This window comes from Bacillus sp. LBA3-1-1.1 (assembly GCF_040676495.1).
Lineage (GTDB): Bacteria > Bacillota > Bacilli > Bacillales > Bacillaceae_G > Bacillus_A > Bacillus_A nitratireducens.
In genome coordinates, this window is record NZ_JBEGIB010000007.1 from 122,175 (window position 1) to 144,579 (window position 22,405).

Sequence of the window (22,405 nt, forward strand, 5' to 3'; positions counted from 1 at the left end):
AGGAGGATTCAACATGGAAATGAACGTCGAAACGAATTCCTCTCCTACGGCGCCAAAGCCAAGTAAACAAACAGGCTGGCGCATTTGGTGGAGTTTATTACGTCCCCATACATTAACAGCAGCTTTCGTTCCTGTTTTCATCGGAACAGCGTATGCGATGCAGGTCGGAGGTATAAATCAAATACATCTCCCTCTTTTCCTTATAATGCTTCTTGCTTGTCTTCTCATTCAAGCAGCAACAAACATGTTTAATGAATACTTTGATTATAAAAGAGGGCTCGATCACGAAGGTTCAGTTGGTATCGGCGGCGCTATCGTTCGCGATGGCATTCAACCTAAAACAGTACTTAACTTAGCATTTGGATTTTTCGGCATCGCAATACTATTAGGTGTTTATATTTGTATGAATTCTAGCTGGTGGCTTGCTGCAATCGGTCTTGTTTGTATGACCGTTGCTTACCTTTATACAGGTGGACCAATTCCAATTGCGTATACACCATTTGGAGAATTAACAGCAGGATTATTTATGGGTGTCATTATTATTGGGATTTCATTCTTTATTCAAACTGGAACTGTAACATCAGAAGTCATTTTACTATCTATTCCAAGCTCCATTTTAATTGGTGCCATTTTACTAGCTAATAACATTCGTGACTTGGATGGCGATAAAGAAAACGGCCGTAAAACGTTAGCAATTCTCGTTGGACGCGAAAGAGCCGTTGGTGTACTTGCCTCTATGTTCATCGTATCCTACATTTGGACAATCGCATTAATCATCGTTAACATCGTATCACCATGGATGCTTATCGTATTCTTAAGTGCACCGAAAGCATTTAAAGCGACGAAAGGCTTTATCGGCAAAAGCATTCCAATGGAAATGGTACCTGCAATGATTGCAACAGCAAAAACAAATACAATTTTCGGTCTCCTAATGGGAATTGGATTATTGCTTGGATACTTCCTATAAAGTGAAACTTTAATCAGTGGGGGTTTTGTTCATCTCCCACTGATTATTAGCCCTCACCAATCGGGCGTTTACGGGCAGTCCGAATCCCACCTAACTTCTTTGCTCCAGCCAAATTTTAAGGTAGGAGTTTTACTGCCCGCAAATAGCGGGATAGAAAGGAGCTGCTTACGCAGCTCCTTTTTTTATATACCAACTTCTAAGCTGAAATTCATCTCATAATTCCCACCTCCAACGCTCATACTATGTAAAGAAACCGAATTGTAGGAAGGTGGACGACTATGTTAACTCCACAACAAATAAATCAATTTAAATCTATTTTAGAAAAACAACAGCAAGAAGTTGAACAAACAATACAAACTCATGAGAATGCAGATCGTGCTTCTGAACGTGATTCAGTGGGAGAATTGTCTAGCTATGACAACCATCCAGGTGATATGGCTACAGAATTGTACGAACGTGAGAAAGATTTCGGGCTCATCGAATTTTGGCATAAACAACTAGAAGATACGAAACATGCCCTGCAAAAAATCGAGGCTGGTACGTACGGTATTTGCGAAGTGTCTGGTGAGGAAATTCCGTTCGAAAGATTAGAAGCAATGCCGACTGCTACAACGTGTATACAGCACACTACAAATAAATTGGATATAAACACACGACCAGTTGAAGAAGAGGTGTTGGCTCCTTCGTTTCATAAGCACGACGAAGATCATTCTGTAGAGTACGATGCTGAAGATGCATGGCAAGACGTTGCAAATTACGGAACGTCTGAAACTCCATCTGATTTAGAAAGACAAGATTCAAAAAACTATAATGGCATGTACGTAAATAGTGAAGAGAATGTAGGCTTCGTTGAGGATTTTGAAAACTTTATTGGTACGGATATGTATGGCAAAAACCCACAAGTTTTCGCTACAGAGGAACATGAAGAATATGAGCAAATGCTTGATGACTTTGAAGAACGTACTTTTAAAGGTGAATTATCTTCAAATGAATCTAGCTCCAAAGAATAAAAAAAGCATTCCGAAATTCGGAATGCTTTTTATCGTTAGCTAATTAGTTTTTTGTAACGTTAGCTGCTTGTGGTCCGCGGTTGCCTTCAACGATTTCGAAAGAAACTTCTTGACCTTCTTCTAAAGTTTTGAATCCGTCGCCTTGAATAGCTGAGAAATGTACGAATACGTCTTCTCCGCCTTCAACTTCGATGAAACCGAAACCTTTTTCGCCGTTAAACCATTTAACTTTACCTGTTTGCATGTCATGTACCTCCTAAATAAAAATGAAACTATGAATCCACATGAAAAGGTGGATATAAAGGACATGAATGTATAACAAGCTTACAGCCTTTAATTCAACGTGCTTTATTTCCGTACCACATTATGTAGCTCAATAGTGACTTCACTATATCACGCTCAATCCAAAACGTCAAATGAGAACACTTTCACTCCAGCGTTTTTTATAATCCTAGTATAACCATAAATTCCTATTCTACTTTACTTTTATTTGAAAATTAACAAAACTGTAGTTTTCTAATCTCTTTAAATTCTGTACAATATGATTATCTATTACATTGAGGTGAAGAAAATGAAGGCACATGAAATCGAATATAAATTATATGGCGATGATATGCAGTTCGTTGAAATTGAATTGGACCCAGAAGAAAGCGTTATCGCTGAAGCTGGCGCAATGATGATGATGGAAGATCATATTGAAATGGAAACAATCTTCGGCGATGGTTCAGGACCATCTGGCGGCTTATTTGGAAAATTAATGGGCGCTGGTAAACGTCTCGTTACAGGTGAAAGCATGTTTATGACTGTATTTACAAATACAGATCATGGCAAACGCCACGTATCATTCGCCTCTCCGTATCCAGGAAAAATTATTCCTGTTGATTTAACAGAGTATCAAGGAAAAGTCGTTTGTCAAAAAGACGCATTTCTTTGTGCCGCAAAAGGTGTTTCTATCGGAATCGAGTTTACAAAGAAAATTGGAACTGGTTTCTTCGGTGGTGAAGGTTTCATCATGCAGAAACTTGAAGGTGACGGACTTGCTTTCATGCACGCAGGTGGAACAGTATATAAACGTGAATTGAAACCTGGTGAAAAACTTCGCATTGATACAGGTTGTCTCGTTGCAATGACAAAAGACGTTAACTATGATGTTGAATTCGTTGGAAAAGTAAAAACAGCTCTATTTGGCGGTGAAGGTTTATTCTTCGCAACGTTAGAAGGTCCTGGAACTGTTTGGATTCAGTCTTTAACACTTAGTCGCTTAGCAGCGCGCCTTACAAGCCCAGCAGCTCAAAGCAGCGGTGAAGGCAGCGTTTTAGGCGGACTTGGTCGCCTTTTAGATGGGAAAGAATAAATAGTGTCCTTCTGGGGCCATAGCCATCAACTTAAGAGAATGAATAAAATTAAAACACCCTTTCATAGTACTACATGAAAGGGTGTTTTAATTTTCGCCTACAAACAACAACAAGTTGGTTGAGAAGTTACACATACTAGGTGAAGAATTCCGAAATAAATTTTCCGAATCATCAGTCCATGAGGTTAGATAATATGTCCAGACATAATGCTGTCCTCGTTTTTTCTCCATTTTGGTTCACCCCGCATTATTTAGATAAAATCTGCCTTAAACTAACGGGGCAGGGTAGTTTGATAAGGAAACATTTGGATCAAGATAGATATAAGTAGAAAAATTAATAACAAGGGATGATTTTTTGGAGAAAAATATTTGGGGTGTAGATTTTTTTAAACAAGTAGTAAAAAGACTTTGCAACTAATAAATTAATAAGGTTTACTTCAGTAAAATAAGGTATATTATATTTGTTAAATAAATTTTCTTTAAAGACAAGAAAAGTAGGTGAACAAAGTGGGAAAATATCAATTGGATTACAAAAGTCAGGTAGCTGTGGCAAAGTTTCATGAAAAACAGACGCCTGCCAAATTTGATAAAAAGCAGCAACTTGAAAAATTGCGTGCGGAGTATTTGAAAAAGAAGCAAAAACAAACAGATAAATAATATGTTACGTTTTCCCTAATTTTCTGTATATGGTGCAAACAAATACAAGAAAATAGGTAAGTTATTCATCGTTCAAATATATACAGGCTATTTTTTCAAACCTCTTACTTAATGAACTAACGCATGCGTTAGTTCATTAAGTATAACTAAAAAAGTCAATTCCTTGAGATAGAAATCGGCTTTTTTATTTAGGTGGACTATACAAACCATTTTTAACCATATAACATTCCATCGCTTCATTAAGCCATAACTCTTCTTCCACTGTATAAGGAGAGGGCATCATCTTATTATATTGTTCTTCTATATCATCTACTTCTTCACTTAAAGAATACATCGTTCCTTCTCCGACATACTTAAGGGTTGCCTTCATATGCTGATCTACAAGCGTTTGTACTTCTGGATCATCAACATGTTTTCCAAATAGCCTTTTTACTTCTTTTGCTAAACGCACAAACTCTTTATCAAGTGCTATGCCCTCTTCTTCCGGCTTATTATATAATCCATCAGCCACTTCTTTTGATACATATTCTTCAAGCCATAAACGTTGTTCGTTTTCTTTTTGGATACTATTAATTAAGCTCATTAATATGTTACTATCTACCTCTTCATCTTCCTTAAGGCATACCATTGTTCGTTCAATCGCCTTTATCGAAACTTCAAGTTGTTTTTTCTTTTCTTCAAAAGCTACCCTTTGATTTTGTAATGTTTCTTTTAAGCTTATATTCAAACTTTTCACATTGAGCATGACACGAATTTCTTCTAAACTATATCCTAATACTTTAAGACTCACTATTTTTTGGAGCGCTAATATATCTTTATCTTTATATACACGGTGTCCTGAACTTATATTTTTTTCAGGTTTAAGCAATCCAATTTCATCGTAATATTGTAGTGTCCGTATTGATGTGCCTGTTCTCTTTGAAAACTCACCAATTGAATAGCCTTCCTTTTTGCTCATCCTACACTCCTCCTAACAATATGTTTACAAAAATCATACTCCCTCACGTAACTGTAGGTTCAAGCCTTTTTTCAAAAAGAATGAATCAAGTTCCTCACTGCATATATTGAACTATACCTTTTCTTAAGGAGGGCTTTCTTGATGCGTACTCCTTTATCCTTTGATAAAGATACTGCCATATTATTAGCATCTTGCTGCGATCTAACGTATGAACAATATAAACAAAATGGGATTTTTGAAATACCTGATGGATTCCAATATGTACAAGGCTTTCAAGGGAAAGCGATTCAAACGATGGAATGGTTTGGGTTCATATTAGAATCTGAAGATACAATTATTGTAGCTTTTAGGGGCACACAAACAGATACAGACTGGATTATCGATTCACTCGTCAACCAAAGGCCATACCCATATGCTTTAAACAGTGGAAATGTCCATAACGGCTTCCTTTCTATTTATGAATCTTGCCGAGATTCGATTATGGATATGCTCGTATCATTGCCAGCCCATAAGAAACTTCTTGCAACAGGTCATAGCTTAGGAGGGGCACTCGCTACATTACACATACTAGATGCACGTATAAATACTGCCTTCTCACAGTACGGTCTTTATACATTCGCCTCTCCAAAAGTTGGAGATATCGCCTTTCGAAATTATTATAAACTGCAAGTAGCTAGTAGCTTTCGTTTCGTCAACTTATTCGATGTCGTTCCACTTCTCCCTCCCCGAAACATAAATTTTAATGATCGCGATTGGGAATATGCACACGTTCATCACAACATGACATTTACGAAAAATACAAAATCCATTATAAATAATCATTCCATTACAACATACAAAACATGTCTGACTTCTCATTTTTAACCAGTAAACAATTGGAAATTTAATATTTGTATACTATAATAATCTATGAAATGACTTTCGGATGAGGGGACCTTACATGCTAAAATTTTTCTTTGCACTTTTTCTTATAATAATTTTTTCGTTTACAGGTTTCTTTACATTTTCATACTTTGCGACAGGGGAATATGGTGGAACAGGTATAATATATACCACTATCCCATTTCTTTCTTAAGCAAAATAAGTAAAACGAGCTTAATCTCATTAAGCCCGTTTTATTTTTCTAAGCAATCGTATTCCTGATTTAAAGGTGAATAAATAAAAGCCCCTTCAAAAGGGGCTTTTATCTAAAACAGTTTAACAGTATTACCAATTCCCCAAATTTCATTACTGTACTGCAAAATTGTTCGATCACTCGCAAAATGCCCAGATTGTGCAATGTTCAAAATCGACATTTCCAGCCATTTCTGCCTATTTTCATAGGCCCTTCCGACAGCTTCTTGTCTTTCAGCATATGGGCTAAAATCTCGAAGAACGAAGTACTCATCGTTTTGAATAACGAGAGAATCATAAATCGCTTCAAATTCAGCTCCCGATTGTGCAAAGAAACCATTCGTTAACTGATCTACTACTTTTTTAATGTGCATATTATGGTGATAATAATCACTTGCACGATATCCACCATTTTGATAGTAATGAAGAACCTCATCTGCCGTTAAGCCAAAAATGAAGCAGGCATCATCACCGACCCGGTCTTTTATTTCAATATTAGCCCCATCTAACGTTCCGAGTGTGATTGCACCATTCATCATGAATTTCATGTTACCTGTTCCCGATGCTTCTTTACTCGCAGTTGAAATTTGTTCACTTACATCTGCCGCCGGGAATATATCTTCAGCTAAAGAAACTCGGTAGTTTTCTAGAAAGATAACTTTCATAAACTGACTTACGTACGGATCATTATTTACTTTTCTTGCAAGCTCATTTATTAATTTAATAATTTTCTTCGCATAATAATAACCAGGTGATGCTTTCGCTCCAAAAATAAAAGTACGCGGGTAAAATGAAAAACTAGTATCCTCTTTTAAACGGTTATATAAGTATAAAATATGAAGAACATTTAATAATTGTCGTTTATAGGCATGTAGTCTTTTCACTTGCACATCAAAAATAGAATTTGGATCAATCGTGATCCCCATTTTATTATGAATGCGCTCCGCTAAAATAATCTTACGCTCTTGTTTTACCCCTGCAAGCATTTCTTGGAAACTAACATCGTGGTGAAATGTTTGCAGCGCTTGAAGCTTAATCGGTTCTTTCTTCCACTCTGTTCCAATCGCTTCCGAAATAAGATTCGTCAGCTGCGGATTCGCCTTCATTAGCCAGCGCCTATGAGCAATTCCATTCGTTTTATTATTAAACTTATCTGGATAAAATTCATAGAACAATCGCATTTCACGCTGCTTTAAAATTTCTGTGTGGATTTTCGCTACACCATTAACGCTATGGCTACCAACAATCGCTAAATGAGCCATTTTCACAAGGTCATGCGCAATAATGGCCATGTCCTCAATACGCTTCCAATCGTACGTATAACGGTCCCAAAGCTCATGACAGAAACGTTCATTAATTTCTTCAATAATCATATAAATTCTCGGTAATAACGGTTTAAAAATGTGAATTGGCCATTTCTCAAGCGCTTCTGATAACGTCGTATGATTCGTATAGGAAATCGTCTGCGTTGTTATGTGCCAAGCTTCTTCCCATGTCAATTTTTCTTCGTCTAATAAAATACGCATAAGTTCTGGAATTGCTAGAACCGGATGCGTATCGTTTATATGAATCGCGATTTTTTCATGTAACTGACGAAGACTACCGTGTCTCTCCCTATGCATACGAACGATATTTTGCAAACTTGCTGATACGAGGAAATATTGTTGTTTCAAACGAAGTATTTTCCCCTCATCATGCGTATCATCTGGATATAAAAACTCCGATACAGCCTCTGTTTCACGCTTATATTTCAAAATATCTTTACAATTTTGCGGGAAAGGAACTGGCTCCGCATTCCAAAGTCTGAGCGTGTTTACAGTACTTGTTTCATACCCTATAACTGGTACGTCGTATGGTACTGCCATAATAACTTCTGCATTTGTATGCCTGAACTCTAAACGCCCATCAATTTCTAGCGGTTCAACGTTTCCGAAATAACTTACTTCTACAGCTTGATCATACCTTCTTACTTCCCAAACATTTTCATGAAGAAGCCACTGTTCTGGAAATTCTACTTGATAGCCATCAACAATTTTTTGATCAAACAGGCCATGCTTATAACGAATACCACAGCCATGTCCTGGTAAGTTTAAAGAAGCAAGCGAGTCGAGAAAACAGGCTGCTAATCGTCCAAGCCCACCATTTCCAAGTCCTGCATCTGCTTCAACCTCTTCTAACTCGTGCAAAGAAATTCCAAGTTCAGAAAGCCCCTTTTCACATACATCCCTGATACCTAAGTTTAATATGTTACTTCCAAGCAAACGCCCAAGTAAAAATTCAATGGATAAGTAATACATTTGCTTTTGGTCTCCGGACCGATAACTTTCATTCGTTGCAATCCATTGACTATTCATATACTCACGTACCATATGACCAAGCGTATTATACTGATCACGAGTTGTAGAATCTTTGAAACTTTTCCCATACATCGTTTCTAATTTTTCTAGAAAAGCGGATTTGAAACTTTCAACATGAGTAAACATTTATTCACCACCTCAATGTTATTCCATGAGACTTTTATACAATTTCTTGTACGCAAGAGCCGATTTCCCCCAGCTATAATCTTCAGTCATCGCTTGCTTTACAAGCCTATCCCATACCGGTTTATCTTGATAAAACTCAATTGCACGAAGAACTGTATGTAACATGTCATGTGCATTAAAGTTCGTAAAGCTAAAGCCATTTCCAATTCCAGTTTCTTCATCGTAAGAATGTACAGTATCATTTAATCCACCTGTTTCTCTTACAATTGGAATCGTACCATATGCTAGTGCAATAAGTTGTCCAAGGCCACACGGTTCAAACAGCGATGGCATTAAAAACAAATCGCTTCCCGCATATACTTGGTGCGCTAACTCTTCATTAAATCCGATATATACTTTTATCTTTTCTGGATACTCGTATGCCATCCATTCAAAGAACTGCTCGTATTCAGAATCTCCTGATCCTAAAATAATACATTGTACATCTTCTTCCATTATTTCACGGAATACAGTACGTACTAGATCAAGCCCCTTTTGCTTCGTTAATCGTGTTACCATCGAAATAACTGGAGTATCTTCTTTTTCTGGCAAACCAAAATAACGCTGCAATGCACGTTTATTTTCATTCTTTCCATCTAATGACTCTGCACTATACTGAGCAGTAATATACGAATCTGTTTCTGGATTATATACGCTCGTATCAATTCCATTTACAATGCCACTAAGCTTATCGTTATTCTTTCGTAACAATCCATCTAACTTCTCACCGAAAAACTCATATTGAATCTCTTCTTTATATGTCGGGCTAACCGCTGTAATTTGGTCAGATGCGATAATACCGCCTTTCATAAAGTTCACGTTTCCATAAAACTCAAGCTGTTCACTATGAAAATATTCATGACCAAGCTCCAGTAAGTCGTACATCACTTCAGGAGGAAATACACCTTGGAACTGCAAGTTATGAATCGTATATACTGTTTTAATATGCTCATATAACGGGTTATCTTGATACTTTTCACGAAGCAAGAAATTAACCATAGCTGTGTGCCAATCATGGCTATGAAGAACATCTACTTCGAAATCAAGATGCGGAATACACTCTAAAACTGCTTTTGAAAAATAAGAAAAACGCTCCCCATCATCATAATGACCATATAGAGAATCTCTCTTAAAATAATATTCATTATCTATTAAGTAATACGTAATCCCATCCTGCTCACCTTTTAAAATCCCGCAATATTGGTTTCTCCATCCAAGAGGAACGTTAATTACTTTATGAAGCGTACATCCTTCTCTTAGCTCTTTCGGGATAAGACTGTAGTTCGGAAGTATAATGCGAACATTCACTCCTAATTTTTTTAATTCTTTTGGGAGCGCTCCTGCTACATCAGCTAGACCTCCGGATTTAATAAATGGTACACATTCTGATACTGCAAATAAAATATTCACCTGTTGTTCCACTGCACGAAAAGCGTATACATCATAAATCGCTCTTCTTACAGCTTCCTCCCTTCAAGTTTTCATGTAGAGTAAAACCATAATTAGTGGGGGTTTTCTAAATCCCCCACTAATTATGTACCTGCTATTTACGAATAACTATTGATTGTACTATTTTGTACACTACCTTTTTCTACAACATATGGCTCATCAGCACTTCCTTTTAAAACTACACCGTCGCCAAGTTTCACATCTTTATCAATAATAACACCGTCTATTATACAATTATCTCCAATTTGGCTCTTTTGCATAATAATACTATTACGAACAATTGAACCTTTTCCAATTTTAACAGAACGGGAGACAACACTATTTTCCACTTCACCTTCAATAATACTGCCGTTTGCAATCATTGTATTTTTCACGGTTGCACCCTTCAGATAACGAGTTGGTGGTTCATCTTTTACTTTCGTAAAAATCGGTGCTTCTTTCTTAAATAATTGCTTCCAAATAGCAGGCTGCAAAATTTCTAAGCTATGTTTATAGTAACTTTCAATCGAATCAATAATGGCTACATATCCTGTATGCTCATACGTAGCAATATGCAGTGATTTTCCGCGCTTTTCTCTCACTACATCAAATAAACTATATTGCTCCACATCTTTATATGTCTCAAATAAATCTAGCAATAATTGTTTCTTTAACACATATGTTTGAAGCGAAACCCCTTCATGACAAACTTCAGTAATATCTGCAGACGTATGTATATGTCGCTTTAGCACCGCTTGAAAATTTAACGCTGTTACAAGATGGCTATTCGTAATAACAACATACTCTTCTCTGCTTCTTAGAAAATAATCAATATGTCTTCTAAAATGTGCAAAAGATCCAAATTCGTCATGATCACATTGGCAATTCGGTGGGAATAAAAACAGGCCATCACGCTTTCTATCTAAATCCCACTGTTTTCCTGAACCGACATGATCCATTAAAGAACGATTTTTATGACTTGTAAAAACCGCCACGCTATGAATATTAGAATTCACCATATTTGAAAGCATGAAATCAATGAGTCGGTAACGGCCTCCAAACGGTAACGCCGCTAATGAACGATGCCCTGTTACTTTCTTTAAGGAAGGAAAACTTCCCGTTGCATTAATAATTCCTAACATTTTTTCTCCCATTCATTTCATCCCCCTTTTCTATTTTCCTTCAGCAATTAGTACTACATCGTCAACATTTTTTTCTGGGCGAATTATTGTCCCATCTTCAATAACCATTTCTGATCCAACAATCGCTCTTTCAATCACAACGTTTTTACCAATCTTTGCCCCAGGCATAACGACAGAATCGATTACCATACTACCTTCTTCTACCGTTACTCCTTGGAATAAAACAGAATGCTTCACGTCCCCTTCAATGACGCATCCTTCATTAATAAGTGATTCCTCTACTTTTGCCTGTTCCGCAATATATTGAGGTGGCTCATTTGGATTCACAGAATAAATGCGCCAATTACGATCGTTCAAGTTCAACGATGTTTCATCACGAAGTAAATCCATATTCGCTTCCCATAAGCTTTTCACCGTTCCAACATCTTTCCAATATCCTTCAAACGGATACGCCATCAACTTCTTCCCTTCATCTAATAAAAGTGGAAGTACATCTTTTCCGAAGTCATTACTAGATTCAGGATTTCTTGCATCCATCTCTAAATATTCTTTTAAAATAGCCCAGTTAAAAATATAAATTCCCATTGATGCAAGATTACTTCTTGGAAATTGCGGTTTCTCCTCAAATTCAACAACTTCCATCTCTTCATTTGTATTCATGATGCCAAAGCGACTTGCTTCATCCCAAGGCACCTCAATAACAGAAATTGAAACATCTGCTTCTTTCTCAATATGGTAATCTAGCATTTTACTGTAATCCATTTTATAAATATGATCGCCTGATAAAATAAGGACATATTCTGGTTCGTACTGACTTAAATAGTTTAGGTTTTGATAAATAGCACTTGCCGTACCTGTATACCACTTCACCCCTGAAGACTCCGCATAGGGAGGTAACACAGTGACTCCACCGTTTACACGATCAAGATCCCAAGCATTTCCGATTCCAATATAATTATGAAGTTCTAGCGGTTGATATTGTGTTAAAATTCCCACCGTTTCAATACCGGAGTTTGCGCAGTTACTTAACGTAAAATCAATAATGCGATATTTACCACCAAATGGAACAGCTGGCTTAGCTAAATTTTTTGTTAATGCACTTAAACGACTACCTTTTCCCCCTGCTAGTAACATCGCTACGCACTTTTGTTTTTGAGCCATCTTGTTTTTTGCTCCCCTTTCTCGTCTTCACTGGTCGTAATATGGATACGCCAAATGGTGGAATTGTAATTTCTACATGTGCCGCTTGATTATGATACGGTTCTAGAACCGCCTTGAGACGTTTCTTATTCACTTGCCCCGATCCGCCATATTGCTCAGCATCACTGTTTAAAATTTCGTTATAATACTCGAAATCTGGTACACCTACTTTATAGTTTTCATATGTAGCTTTCGTAAAATTACATACGACAACTAACGCATCTTCTTGCTTATCCCCTTGGCGAATAAACGAGAAAATACTTTGCTCATTATTATTAGCATCAATCCACTGAAACCCTTCAGGCGAGTGATCTAACTGCCAAAGTGGTTTTGAACGCTTATACAATGCTATGAGCTCTTTAAAGTAATCATGCATATTACGATGCATTTCAAAATCATGTAAATTCCAATCCAAATCTTCAAGATCTTTCCACTCATCAAATTGGCCAAATTCTCCACCCATAAAGAGTAATTTCTTACCTGGATGAGTAAAGAAATATCCATATAATAAACGAAGTTGGGCGAACTTATCCCAGTACTCTCCTGGCATTTTATTTAATAACGACTTTTTCCCATGAACGACTTCATCATGAGAAAGTGGCAATATGAAGTTTTCAGAGTGAGCATATAGTAAAGAGAATGTCATTTTCTCATGAATGTATTTCCGGTACTCTGGTGCACATTCCATATATTTCAGCACGTCATTCATCCAACCCATATTCCATTTATAATTGAATCCAAGTCCACCCTCGTATGTTGGAGCTGTTACAAGCGGCCAAGCTGTTGAATCTTCTGCTGTCATAAGAAACTCTTCATCTTCTGCAAACACAGCTTCATTTAACTCTCTTAAGAAAGAAACAGCGTGTTCATTACTTTGCTCTTTTCCTTCTTTATTCCAGTACAGCATATTCGCAACTGCATCTACCCTGAAACCATCAATATGGAAATACTTCATCCAAAATAATGCATTTGAAATTAAGAAATTACGTACTTCTCTCTTCCCTAAATCAAAATTAACAGTTCCCCATACCAGGTTTTCTTGTACATCTATATCTTTATATTCATAAGTCGGTGTCCCATCAAACAAATATAAACCGTGAGCATCTTTACAAAAATGCCCCGGCACCCAATCTAAAATGACACCGATTCCATATTTATGACATTCATCGACAAAATACATCAAATCATGTGGCGTGCCGAATCTACTTGTCGCTGCATAATATCCTGTTCCTTGATATCCCCAAGAACGATCATATGGATGCTCAACAAGCGGCATAATTTCAATATGTGTAAATTGATGTTCCACCACATACGGAATGAGCTCCTCTGCCATTTCTCTGTAAGAATACAGAGCGCCATCTTCTTTCTTTTTCCAAGAACCGAAATGTAATTCATAAACTGTCATCGCTTCTTTATAAATCGATTTTTTCTTTCTCTTACGAATCCAGTTTTTATCATTCCATTCATATCCCTCTATATCAAAAACTACAGATGCCGTATTTGGTCTTACTTCTGCATATACTGCATAAGGATCTGCTTTTAAAATAACGGAACCGTCCATCGTTTCAATCGCATACTTGTATATCTCATTCTCTGCAATATGCGGTACAAACAAGGACCAAATCCCCTCTTCTGTCACTTGTAGCATCTTATGTTGCTCATAATCCCATTCATTAAAATCTCCAACAACACTCATTGCTTTCGCATGAGGAGCCCATACTGTAAATCGTACACCTCGCATCCCATCTTCCGTCACAATATGTGCCCCAAAGATGTTATAACTGTCATAGTACTTTTCTGTATGAAACTCATCTCGTTTCACTTCTTCACAATTTATTACATCCAATATGTTCACCTCACTAAGATGACAGAAATTTTTTACTCTTTATCATTTCTGCGAAAAACTGAAATATCCTTGTTATTTTTTAAAAAATATTCGTTTTTTTCTTTAATTTCGCTTAAAATATTCAAATTTACTGTGTAAAATATCGAATTTTGACGAATATTCATTGCAAACGCTTCATTTCCTACTAGTCTTTCATCCTATTATTTATTTCTCAACCTTTATTTCATTAGATTTATCCTATTTTACTCGCTAGTTATCACTTAAAATCGTAACAAAATAATCTGTCATAAAAAAATGTTTCTCAACATTTTTTTGTCGCAATTTTCTTGGAATGGAAAATTCATAAGCATATACTTGTTCTCAATAAAGAACATCAATCCTTCGCCAATATAATTCATACTGAAATGCTATGTTTACTCTATTCATATTCCATGCGAACGTTTGATGAAAATTTAAACTAGGGGGCTTTCTTATGTCATTAAAACAAAAAGTAGGAATGGGAGTTGTCACAGCCACACTTGGCTTATCCCTTACATTCGGTGGTGTATTCGCCTATTTCAGTGATTCTGAAACATCGAATAATTCATTTCAAGCTGGAACACTAGACCTTTCTCTTAATCCAAGTGTAATCGTTGATGTGAAAGATTTAAAGCCTGGTGATTTTATTGAAAGAAATTTCAAGCTTGAAAACAAAGGAACATTGGATATTGCAAAAGTATCACTCGAAACATCCTATGAAGTTACAGATGCAAAGCAAAACAATGCTGGTGAAGATTTAGGTGAACATATCGTCGTAAAGTTTCTAGTTAACGATGGTAAGCCATCTAATCCAAATGATAATCACGAGGTTTTATGGGAAACAAAACTATCAGAACTAAAAACTATGAAGCCTGAGGATGTAGCTACTTCTCTAGAACGTCATAACTTAATAGATGGTATTAAATCTGGTGAAACGGATTACTTACACGTTCTATTCTCATTTGAAGATAATGACCAAGATCAAAATAAGTTTCAAGGTGATTCTTTACAACTAAACTGGACATTCAATGCAGAACAAACAAAAGGTGAAGAGAAATAATCTTATTTTTTCTCTATTAAAAAATACAAATTATCGGAGGCTTATAAATGAAAAAGAAAAATCGTTTTGTTACGGGAATTGTAACGGCTGGCGTTCTATTTTCAACAGCTCTTCCTTTCAATGTTCTTGCTGAAAGCCCTATTAACCAAATTGACTTATCAAATGCTCATTCTTTACTATCAAAACTTTCCAAAGGAGAGCGCCTGGCATTACAAACATTGGATGCCAATCCTGGCTTTACTATTTCACCAGATATTAATACGAGTAGTTCTGAACCAGTAAATATCATTGTAGAGTTTCAAACTGCACCAGTAAAAATTAATGAATTGAAACAAAAAGCAAAAGGATTGCAGGCTGCTCCTGAAAATATAAAGGCACGTATTGATCAAGAGCATGAAGAATTCCAAGAAGGATTAAAACGCCTTCACCAATTCAGCCCATCAGTGAAATCAGGAAATTTCCAGTCTGTACAAATTAAACGCTCTTATAAACATGCGATGAACGGCGTGGCGATGACATTACCAGCTAATACAGTTGAAGAACTGTTGCGAATTGGCGTCGTAAAACGTATTTGGAAAGATTACGAAGTGAAATTAAATTTACCGAAACAAGCTGAGCAAAAAGCACCTCAAAAACTAACAGATAGCATTCCGCAAATTGGGGTAGATAAGTTACATAGCGAGGGCATTACCGGAAAAGGAATTAAAGTTGGTGTATTAGATACAGGTATTGATTACAATCACCCTGACTTAAAAGACGTGTATAAAGGCTATCGCGAAAACCCGGGTGAAGATTCTAGTAAGGTAGACCCAAACTCTGTAAAAGGTTGGGACTTTATTAATAACGATGCAGATCCGATGGAAACAACTTATACAGAGTGGCAAAAATCTGGCGCTCCTGAATTTGATGATCGTGGTTCTTCCTTCTACACAGCACACGGTACTCACGTAGCAGGTATCGTTTCTGCTCAAAAGAAAAATAAATCAGATTCAGCAGTAAAAGGTGTTGCACCTGACATTGAACTGTATAACTATCGCGTACTCGGTCCTTATGGAAGCGGAGATAGTTCTGGTATTATTGCTGCAATCGATAAATCTATTTCTGACGGTATGAATGTCATTAACTTATCGTTAGGTGACGATAGTAACAATCCGCTTGATCCAACATCTATCGCTGTTAATAACGCAATGCTTTCCGGTGTTGTTACAGTCGTTGCTGCTGGTAACTCTGGTCCAAATCCAGCGACACTCGGATCACCAGGTGCTTCTCCATTTGCTATTACAGTTGGGGCAAGCGATAGCTCTATTTCCTTACCGAAACTATCAGGTCATGCTGGACAATTACAATTCCCTAACCTAATTTTATTCGGCAAAAACTTCACTGATAAAATAGAAGATTTCAAAGGACAATCTCTCCCTATTGAATCTGTAGGAATCGGTACTCCTGACGAGTTTAGTAACAAGGATGTAAAAGGAAAAATCGCACTCGTTGCACGTGGTACACTCTCATTTGATGAAAAAATCGCTAATGCGAAACAAGCTGGTGCAAAAGCCGTTATTATTTATAACAATGTGGACGGAGAAATTCCTTTCTATGTTGGTGAAAGCACAAAATACATTCCAGCATTCCGCCTAACGAAAGAAGACGGTGAAAAACTAAAAGCTCAAATTGAACAAGGTAACACATCCTTTACTTTTGACGAACTCAGTTATATTCAAACAGAAGGTGATCACCTTGCAGACTTTAGCTCACGTGGCCCTGTTACATCGAATGATGATATTAAACCTGATATTACAGCGCCTGGTGTTGCTGTACTTTCAACAGTACCTGAATATATTAACGACCCACAAGAGGGTGAAAACTATGATGTTTCCTATGAGCGTATGCAAGGAACATCCATGGCGTCTCCACATATCGCTGGCATTGCTGCTCTGATTTTGCAAGAACACCCAGAATACTCTCCATTCGATGTAAAGGCATCTCTTATGAACACAGCTGATGATTTAAAAGAAAAGTATTCCGTATATGAAGTTGGAGCTGGACGAGTAGATGCTTACAACTCTGTTCACACTGAAACAAGTTTTAAAGTGTTAGATACAACCAAAACAATTGTGAATGATGAAGTGATTGAAGTACCAGAAGAAACTGGATCCATTGCATTCGGGAAGTACTATCAAAAAGACGGGGAATCTATTGAACAAAAACGAAAAATTAAAATTGAAAATCGCAATAAACAAGAGAAGAAAGAATTTAAAACAGAAATTTCTTATACACCAGCATCTTCTGCTATTAACGATGCTACCACAAACGGTGTAAAAGTTTCTACTTCTGAAATAATTACTATTGATGCTGGTAAATCAGATGAAATTGAAGCAAAAATTAATATTCCAGCTGGTGCAAAGCAAGGCCGATATAAAGGGTATATTCATATTACAAACACGAAAAATAAAGATGAAACGTATCAAATTCCGTTCTCTATTCGTGTATCAGAGCCTGGCATTGAAAATGCACTATTATCAAGAAAAACAATCTCAACTGATACATCTAAATTCAATCCATACCGTGAATCATATGTTCACGGGGCATTCCAATTAAACAGCGAACTTGAAACGTTAGATCTTATCGTGAAAGACTCAAAAACAAATAAAGCGCTCGGCTTCATTGGAACATTAAACACGAGTGAACTAAAAACGGATGTGTATTACTACTTAGATTCATTCTTTAACGGCAGAGTGTATCCTTTTACAAATGATCCTGCAAAACCAATTGCTGATGAGAAAATCGACTTACCAGAAGGAGATTACACAATTGAATTTGTTGGCTATGATAAAGCCGGGAAGGCACGTGTGAAAGGTGATTATGTCGTAATTGATAATACACCACCAGAAGTGAAATTAACTGGATTACAGCCTGGTATTTATGAACTAAATGAAGAAAACTACACAGTAGAAGACGGTAAAAAAGCACTATGGATTAAAGGAAATGTATATGATTCAAACGTTGACTACTTAAAAGGAAAAGGATTAAACATAACGCAAGAAGCTAACGGAGTTATGTACTATGACTATTCTCCATACTTGCATAAGTTTTTACCGATTACTGAAAATGGTGACTTTAAAGTTGGTATTACACCTGACTCCTTCAGAACGGAAGGCCCAATGAACACAGGCGTGTATATTTTCGATTATGCAACTGCAGGCCCTGACTATCCAAGCGGTGTAAATAACTATTGGTTCATCCCGCAAGGTGCTCAATATGCAAAAGCTAGTTATGATAAAAAAGAATTATATAAAAATGACGAGTTCACAGTAACACTAAACGCGAAGCACGTAAAACAATTTGTTGCTGGAGAATTTAACGTGAAATTCCTAGAGAAAAACTTCAAATTTGCAAATGCGAAATTGAATCCTGCTTTTGAAAAACTTCTTTCTGAAAAAGGTGTAACAGCAAAAGTAAATGAACCGAAACTAGAAGAAGGTTCATTTACTTTTGCTGTTACAGTAGGCGGAGCTATCGATGACAAAAACTTCGCTGGATTAGATGGTGATTTCCCGTTCATTGATGTAACTTTCAAAGTAGAAAATGATGAATTTTATGAAGCAAATGCTCAATTAGATCTACCAATGTTCGTTTACCGGAAACAAGGTGAATCAGAGCCAAACAGAGTTCGTGTACTTCAAGATCAAACATTCTCAGTTATGTCTTTAAACTCACTAGTAGAAGGAAATATTAAACCTGGTGCATTCGTAAATGAACGTGGATATTTAGATGAAAAGTTCGATTATACGAAACTTGGCGTAAAAGTATATGCAACTGATTCTTACCGTCATAAATTTGAAGGCTCACTAGATAAATACGGATACTTCAAATTAAATGGACTTCCTGTTAATAAGCGTGACTATAACTTATACGTAGAAGTTCCAGGGCATTTAACAAGCCGCCTAACAACGAAATTAGGTACTGAAAAAGATGGTAAGCTGCTTGGCCAATATTATTATGCACGACCTGATGAAAACCTTGCAGGTGATGTAAATGGAGATAAAGTCATTGATATTAAAGATGCTGAAATTATCGCTAGCAACTATGGTAAAAAAGGAGTATCTGTAAAAGACGGCGATCTCAACAAAGATGGTATTGTCGACGAAAAAGATATTCGTTTCGTTGAAAAGAACTTCTTGAAAAAAGGTCCAGATGCATCTAAATCACAAACACCTGTTGAAAAATCAAAAAGCGGTACACTTGCAGATATTTTAAAGAAATTAGGATTAACGCCTAAAAAATGATAAAGTGAAACTTTAATCAGTGGGGGTTTTGTTCATCCCCCACTGATTATTAGTTGAACCAATCGGGCTTTTACGGGCAGTTGATCCCCCACCTAACTTCTTTGCTTTCGCTGCATTTTGAGGTGGGGGTCTTACTGCCCGTTAATGCGGGATAATAAAGAGCACTCTATATAAAATAGAGTGCTCTTTTCTATAAACGACCCTTATCCAGCAAAAGGGGTATATTGGGGATATACAAGGGAAACCGGAAAAGGAATTTATATTAAATTATATAAAAACTCAGAGGCGGAAGCAGTTTCCCGCCTCTGAATTATTTAGCAATTATTATAGTACTGGTGCCATTGTTTCTTTTAATACTTTTACAGAATGAGCGAATTTCGCTTTTTCTTCTTCATTTAGCTCAAGTTCTACGATTTCACGTACACCTTCGCGGTTAATAACAGCTGGAACACCTACGAAAGCATCTTTCTCACCATATTGACCTTCAAGGTATGCAGATACGGTTAATACGCTGTTCTCGTTGCTTAAGATCGCTTTAGTTACACGAAGTAGTGACATACCGATTCCATAGTAAGTTGCACCTTTACGCTCGATGATATGGTAAGCTGCATCACGTACATTTTCAAAGATTTTATCTAAATCTTCTTGGTTATACTGTTCGTTGTTCGCTAAGATTGTTTCTAGTTTTTGTACACCTACAGTAGCGTGGCTCCATACTGGAAGTTCAGTGTCACCGTGCTCACCAACGATGTAAGCATGAACGTTACGTGGATCTACATCTAAGTAGTCACCTAACATGTAACGGAAACGAGCAGAGTCTAAAGTAGTACCAGAACCGATTACGCGCTCTTTCGGTAAACCAGATTCTTTCCAAGTTACGTAAGTTAAAATATCAACTGGGTTTGTTGCGATTAAGAAAATTCCATCGAATCCGCTATCCATAATACCGCGAACGATTTGTTTGAAGATTTTTGTGTTTTTCTCAACTAAGTCTAAACGAGTTTCACCTGGCTTTTGTGGTAATCCAGCTGTGATAACTACTAAATCTGCATCTTTACAATCTGCATAGCTACCGCTCCAAACTTTTGTTGGTGATGGAGAGAATGGTACCGCATGGCTTAAGTCCATTGCTTCCCCTTCTGCTTTTGCTTCATTAACATCTACAAGTACGAATTCTTCAGCTACACCTTGGTTGATCATTGAGTAAGCGTAACTACAACCTACAGCTCCTGTTCCTACTAATACTACGCGATTGATACCTTTTTTCATGTTAATTTCCCCTTTCAATTGTTTACATCTATTTTTTTATTATTGTTTAAGTAATTAATTAAAATACTAATTTAATGTTGTTTAACTTCTTTACATTCATATTGTAGCATGGATCATTGTGAATTACTTCACAAATTATGACCTAATTGTGAACTTTTTCACATAGAGTGTAAAACTATTGTAGCAAGTGTGGAATCAATACCAATTTATGCGTTTTATTTAGATTGTGAAAGCTTTTATTGCTAATTTCTCGATAAGTGAAATTATATATCGACGCAAAATCAAATATATCGAACATAACTTTGATTTTATTGATGTTTCGACAAGGAATATCGACTTACCGACAAAACCCGACAACGTTAGCGCCACAAAAATAATATCTCCAATAGATCACCTATTTAGAGACAGCTTCTTCTATTTATACTATTTGTTTTCCGCAGTAGCCCCTAATACAGCAGCTTTTACGTAATTTTGATCGTTTAATTTTTGTAAATCCGCAGCACTTCCTGTTACGACCACTCCAAGGACTTTTACATCTTGCTCACTTGGTTTTGTTTTCTTTCCTCTCAGGTAGTCATATATACGTTTATATTCCTCATAATACTTTCCCTTTTGATCCAATTAATTGAACAGATTCAATCGGGATCTCTTCAATACGCTTTTGCCTTCTTGCTAAATCACGGTGCCTATTAATCGCAACTTGAAATAACCATGTTTTTATATAAGTAATTTTCATGTTCGGTATAGATAATAATGCTTTATGTATCGTATCTTGAACGATATCCTCTGCTTCTGCTGGTGTTACTCCAATTTTAAGCAAATACCTATAAATACTTTTTGATGTTTCTATAATGACCTTTTCATACTCCATCGCTCTCTCCTTTCTATTAGTTAGACGATTCAAATAGAAAAAGGTATACAAAAAATCTATAAAAAAAAGCAGACTATCAAAAGTCCACTTTTACACAACAAAAAAGAGATAGCAGATTATGCTATCTCTTTTAGTATGACCCGTACGGGATTCGAACCCGTGTTACCGCCGTGAAAGGGCGGTGTCTTAACCACTTGACCAACGGGCCAATATGTATGGCAGAGAAGAAGGGATTCGAACCCTCGCACCGCGTTAGCGATCTACTCCCTTAGCAGGGGAGCCCCTTGAGCCACTTGGGTACTTCTCTGTATGGCTCCGCAGGTAGGACTCGAACCTACGACCGATCGGTTAACAGCCGATAGCTCTACCACTGAGCTACTGCGGAATAATTATGGTGGGCCTAAATGGACTCGAACCATCGACCTCACGCTTATCAGGCGTGCGCTCTAACCAGCTGAGCTATAGGCCCATAATTGAAAAGCGGGTGAAGAGAATCGAACTCTCGACCAGAGCTTGGAAGGCTCTTGTTTTACCACTAAACTACACCCGCATTAAATTGAAAATGGTGAGCCATGAAGGATTCGAACCTTCGACCCTCTGATTAAAAGTCAGATGCTCTACCAACTGAGCTAATGGCTCATTTCGAAAGTGGTGCCGGCTAGAGGACTTGAACCCCCAACCTACTGATTACAAGTCAGTTGCTCTAC

General features: G+C 37.0%; 15 protein-coding genes, 6 tRNA genes and 2 pseudogenes. 7 read left to right on the top strand and 16 right to left on the bottom strand.

Annotation, left to right across the window (positions count from 1 at the left end):
• The first annotated feature begins 13 nt into the window (after positions 1–13).
• Positions 14–967: a 1,4-dihydroxy-2-naphthoate polyprenyltransferase gene (locus tag MRBLBA3_RS08320; RefSeq protein WP_363380758.1), complete on the top strand. Its 954-nt coding sequence runs from the start codon at positions 14–16 to the stop codon at positions 965–967.
• Between the two features lie 278 nt (positions 968–1,245).
• A complete protein-coding gene (locus MRBLBA3_RS08325) occupies positions 1,246–1,977 on the top strand; it encodes a yteA family sporulation protein (RefSeq protein ID WP_363380761.1) in 732 nt (243 codons plus the stop codon).
• A 43-nt stretch (positions 1,978–2,020) separates the two neighbouring features.
• Here the strand turns inward: MRBLBA3_RS08325 and cspD are convergent, their stop codons facing one another.
• Complete coding sequence (gene cspD, locus MRBLBA3_RS08330; RefSeq protein ID WP_001193052.1) at positions 2,021–2,221, bottom strand: cold-shock protein CspD; 201 nt, start codon at positions 2,219–2,221, stop codon at positions 2,021–2,023.
• Positions 2,222–2,548: 327 nt separating this feature from the next.
• Here cspD and MRBLBA3_RS08335 point away from each other — a divergent pair, with 327 nt between their 5' ends.
• Both MRBLBA3_RS08335 and MRBLBA3_RS08340 read left to right on the top strand, forming a co-directional pair.
• Complete coding sequence (locus MRBLBA3_RS08335) at positions 2,549–3,331, top strand: TIGR00266 family protein (protein ID WP_363380765.1); 783 nt, start codon at positions 2,549–2,551, stop codon at positions 3,329–3,331.
• A gap of 507 nt (positions 3,332–3,838) precedes the next feature.
• Positions 3,839–3,988 (top strand): hypothetical protein, encoded by a 150-nt coding sequence (locus tag MRBLBA3_RS08340; RefSeq protein WP_000521653.1) that lies wholly within the window; start codon positions 3,839–3,841, stop codon positions 3,986–3,988.
• 184 nt (positions 3,989–4,172) lie between these two features.
• Here MRBLBA3_RS08340 and MRBLBA3_RS08345 read toward each other — a convergent pair whose 3' ends face one another.
• Positions 4,173–4,946 carry a MerR family transcriptional regulator gene (locus MRBLBA3_RS08345; RefSeq protein ID WP_363380768.1) on the bottom strand — a complete coding sequence of 258 codons (774 nt, stop codon included), beginning with the start codon at positions 4,944–4,946 and terminating at the stop codon, positions 4,173–4,175.
• Between the two features lie 141 nt (positions 4,947–5,087).
• Between MRBLBA3_RS08345 and MRBLBA3_RS08350 the strand changes: the two genes are divergently transcribed.
• Complete coding sequence (locus MRBLBA3_RS08350; RefSeq protein ID WP_001260108.1) at positions 5,088–5,810, top strand: lipase family protein; 723 nt, start codon at positions 5,088–5,090, stop codon at positions 5,808–5,810.
• A gap of 323 nt (positions 5,811–6,133) precedes the next feature.
• On the opposite strand, the gene glgP is transcribed toward MRBLBA3_RS08350, so the two are convergent.
• The 5 genes from glgP to glgB all read right to left on the bottom strand — a co-directional run bounded on the left by glgP (position 6,134) and on the right by glgB (position 14,197).
• On the bottom strand, positions 6,134–8,542 hold the full coding sequence (gene glgP / locus MRBLBA3_RS08355; protein WP_363380771.1) for a glycogen phosphorylase: 2,409 nt from the start codon (positions 8,540–8,542) through the stop codon (positions 6,134–6,136).
• A gap of 18 nt (positions 8,543–8,560) precedes the next feature.
• Positions 8,561–9,991 (bottom strand): glycogen synthase GlgA, encoded by a 1,431-nt coding sequence (glgA, locus tag MRBLBA3_RS08360; protein ID WP_212088337.1) that lies wholly within the window; start codon positions 9,989–9,991, stop codon positions 8,561–8,563.
• Positions 9,992–10,128: 137 nt separating this feature from the next.
• A complete protein-coding gene (gene glgD / locus MRBLBA3_RS08365) occupies positions 10,129–11,163 on the bottom strand; it encodes a glucose-1-phosphate adenylyltransferase subunit GlgD (protein ID WP_212088339.1) in 1,035 nt (344 codons plus the stop codon).
• 18 nt (positions 11,164–11,181) lie between these two features.
• Positions 11,182–12,312: a glucose-1-phosphate adenylyltransferase gene (gene glgC, locus MRBLBA3_RS08370; protein ID WP_000057600.1), complete on the bottom strand. Its 1,131-nt coding sequence runs from the start codon at positions 12,310–12,312 to the stop codon at positions 11,182–11,184.
• On the bottom strand, positions 12,260–14,197 hold the full coding sequence (gene glgB, locus MRBLBA3_RS08375; protein WP_363380776.1) for a 1,4-alpha-glucan branching protein GlgB: 1,938 nt from the start codon (positions 14,195–14,197) through the stop codon (positions 12,260–12,262). The genes glgC and glgB overlap by 53 nt, the downstream gene beginning before the upstream one ends.
• A gap of 472 nt (positions 14,198–14,669) precedes the next feature.
• On the opposite strand from glgB, the gene MRBLBA3_RS08380 reads away from it, so the two are divergent.
• Together MRBLBA3_RS08380 and MRBLBA3_RS08385 are read left to right on the top strand one after the other, a co-directional pair.
• Positions 14,670–15,275, top strand: coding sequence for a CalY family protein (locus MRBLBA3_RS08380; protein WP_363380779.1), 606 nt, complete (start codon positions 14,670–14,672; stop codon positions 15,273–15,275).
• Between the two features lie 47 nt (positions 15,276–15,322).
• The gene (locus tag MRBLBA3_RS08385) at positions 15,323–19,558 is read left to right on the top strand and encodes a S8 family serine peptidase (RefSeq protein WP_363380782.1); all 4,236 of its coding nucleotides are present in this window, start codon (positions 15,323–15,325) and stop codon (positions 19,556–19,558) included.
• Positions 19,559–19,882: 324 nt separating this feature from the next.
• On the opposite strand, the gene MRBLBA3_RS08390 is transcribed toward MRBLBA3_RS08385, so the two are convergent.
• From MRBLBA3_RS08390 to MRBLBA3_RS08430, 9 genes and pseudogenes are all read right to left on the bottom strand, one after another.
• Positions 19,883–20,827, bottom strand: coding sequence for an L-lactate dehydrogenase (locus tag MRBLBA3_RS08390; protein WP_000715348.1), 945 nt, complete (start codon positions 20,825–20,827; stop codon positions 19,883–19,885).
• Positions 20,828–21,250: 423 nt separating this feature from the next.
• Positions 21,251–21,448: pseudogene (locus MRBLBA3_RS08395) on the bottom strand (anti sigma factor C-terminal domain-containing protein); the annotation flags it as partial.
• Positions 21,435–21,698, bottom strand: a pseudogene (locus MRBLBA3_RS08400) (RNA polymerase sigma factor); the annotation flags it as partial. The pseudogenes MRBLBA3_RS08400 and MRBLBA3_RS08395, both read right to left, overlap by 14 nt.
• Before the next feature lie 136 nt (positions 21,699–21,834).
• Positions 21,835–21,906 (bottom strand) — tRNA-Glu (locus tag MRBLBA3_RS08405).
• A gap of 8 nt (positions 21,907–21,914) precedes the next feature.
• Positions 21,915–22,005: transfer RNA gene (locus tag MRBLBA3_RS08410), tRNA-Ser, on the bottom strand.
• A gap of 3 nt (positions 22,006–22,008) precedes the next feature.
• A tRNA-Asn gene (locus tag MRBLBA3_RS08415) sits at positions 22,009–22,083 on the bottom strand.
• A gap of 7 nt (positions 22,084–22,090) precedes the next feature.
• Positions 22,091–22,167, bottom strand: a tRNA-Ile gene (locus MRBLBA3_RS08420).
• A 10-nt stretch (positions 22,168–22,177) separates the two neighbouring features.
• Positions 22,178–22,248: transfer RNA gene (locus tag MRBLBA3_RS08425), tRNA-Gly, on the bottom strand.
• A 13-nt stretch (positions 22,249–22,261) separates the two neighbouring features.
• Positions 22,262–22,337 (bottom strand) — tRNA-Lys (locus MRBLBA3_RS08430).
• Between the last annotated feature and the right edge of the window lie 68 nt (positions 22,338–22,405).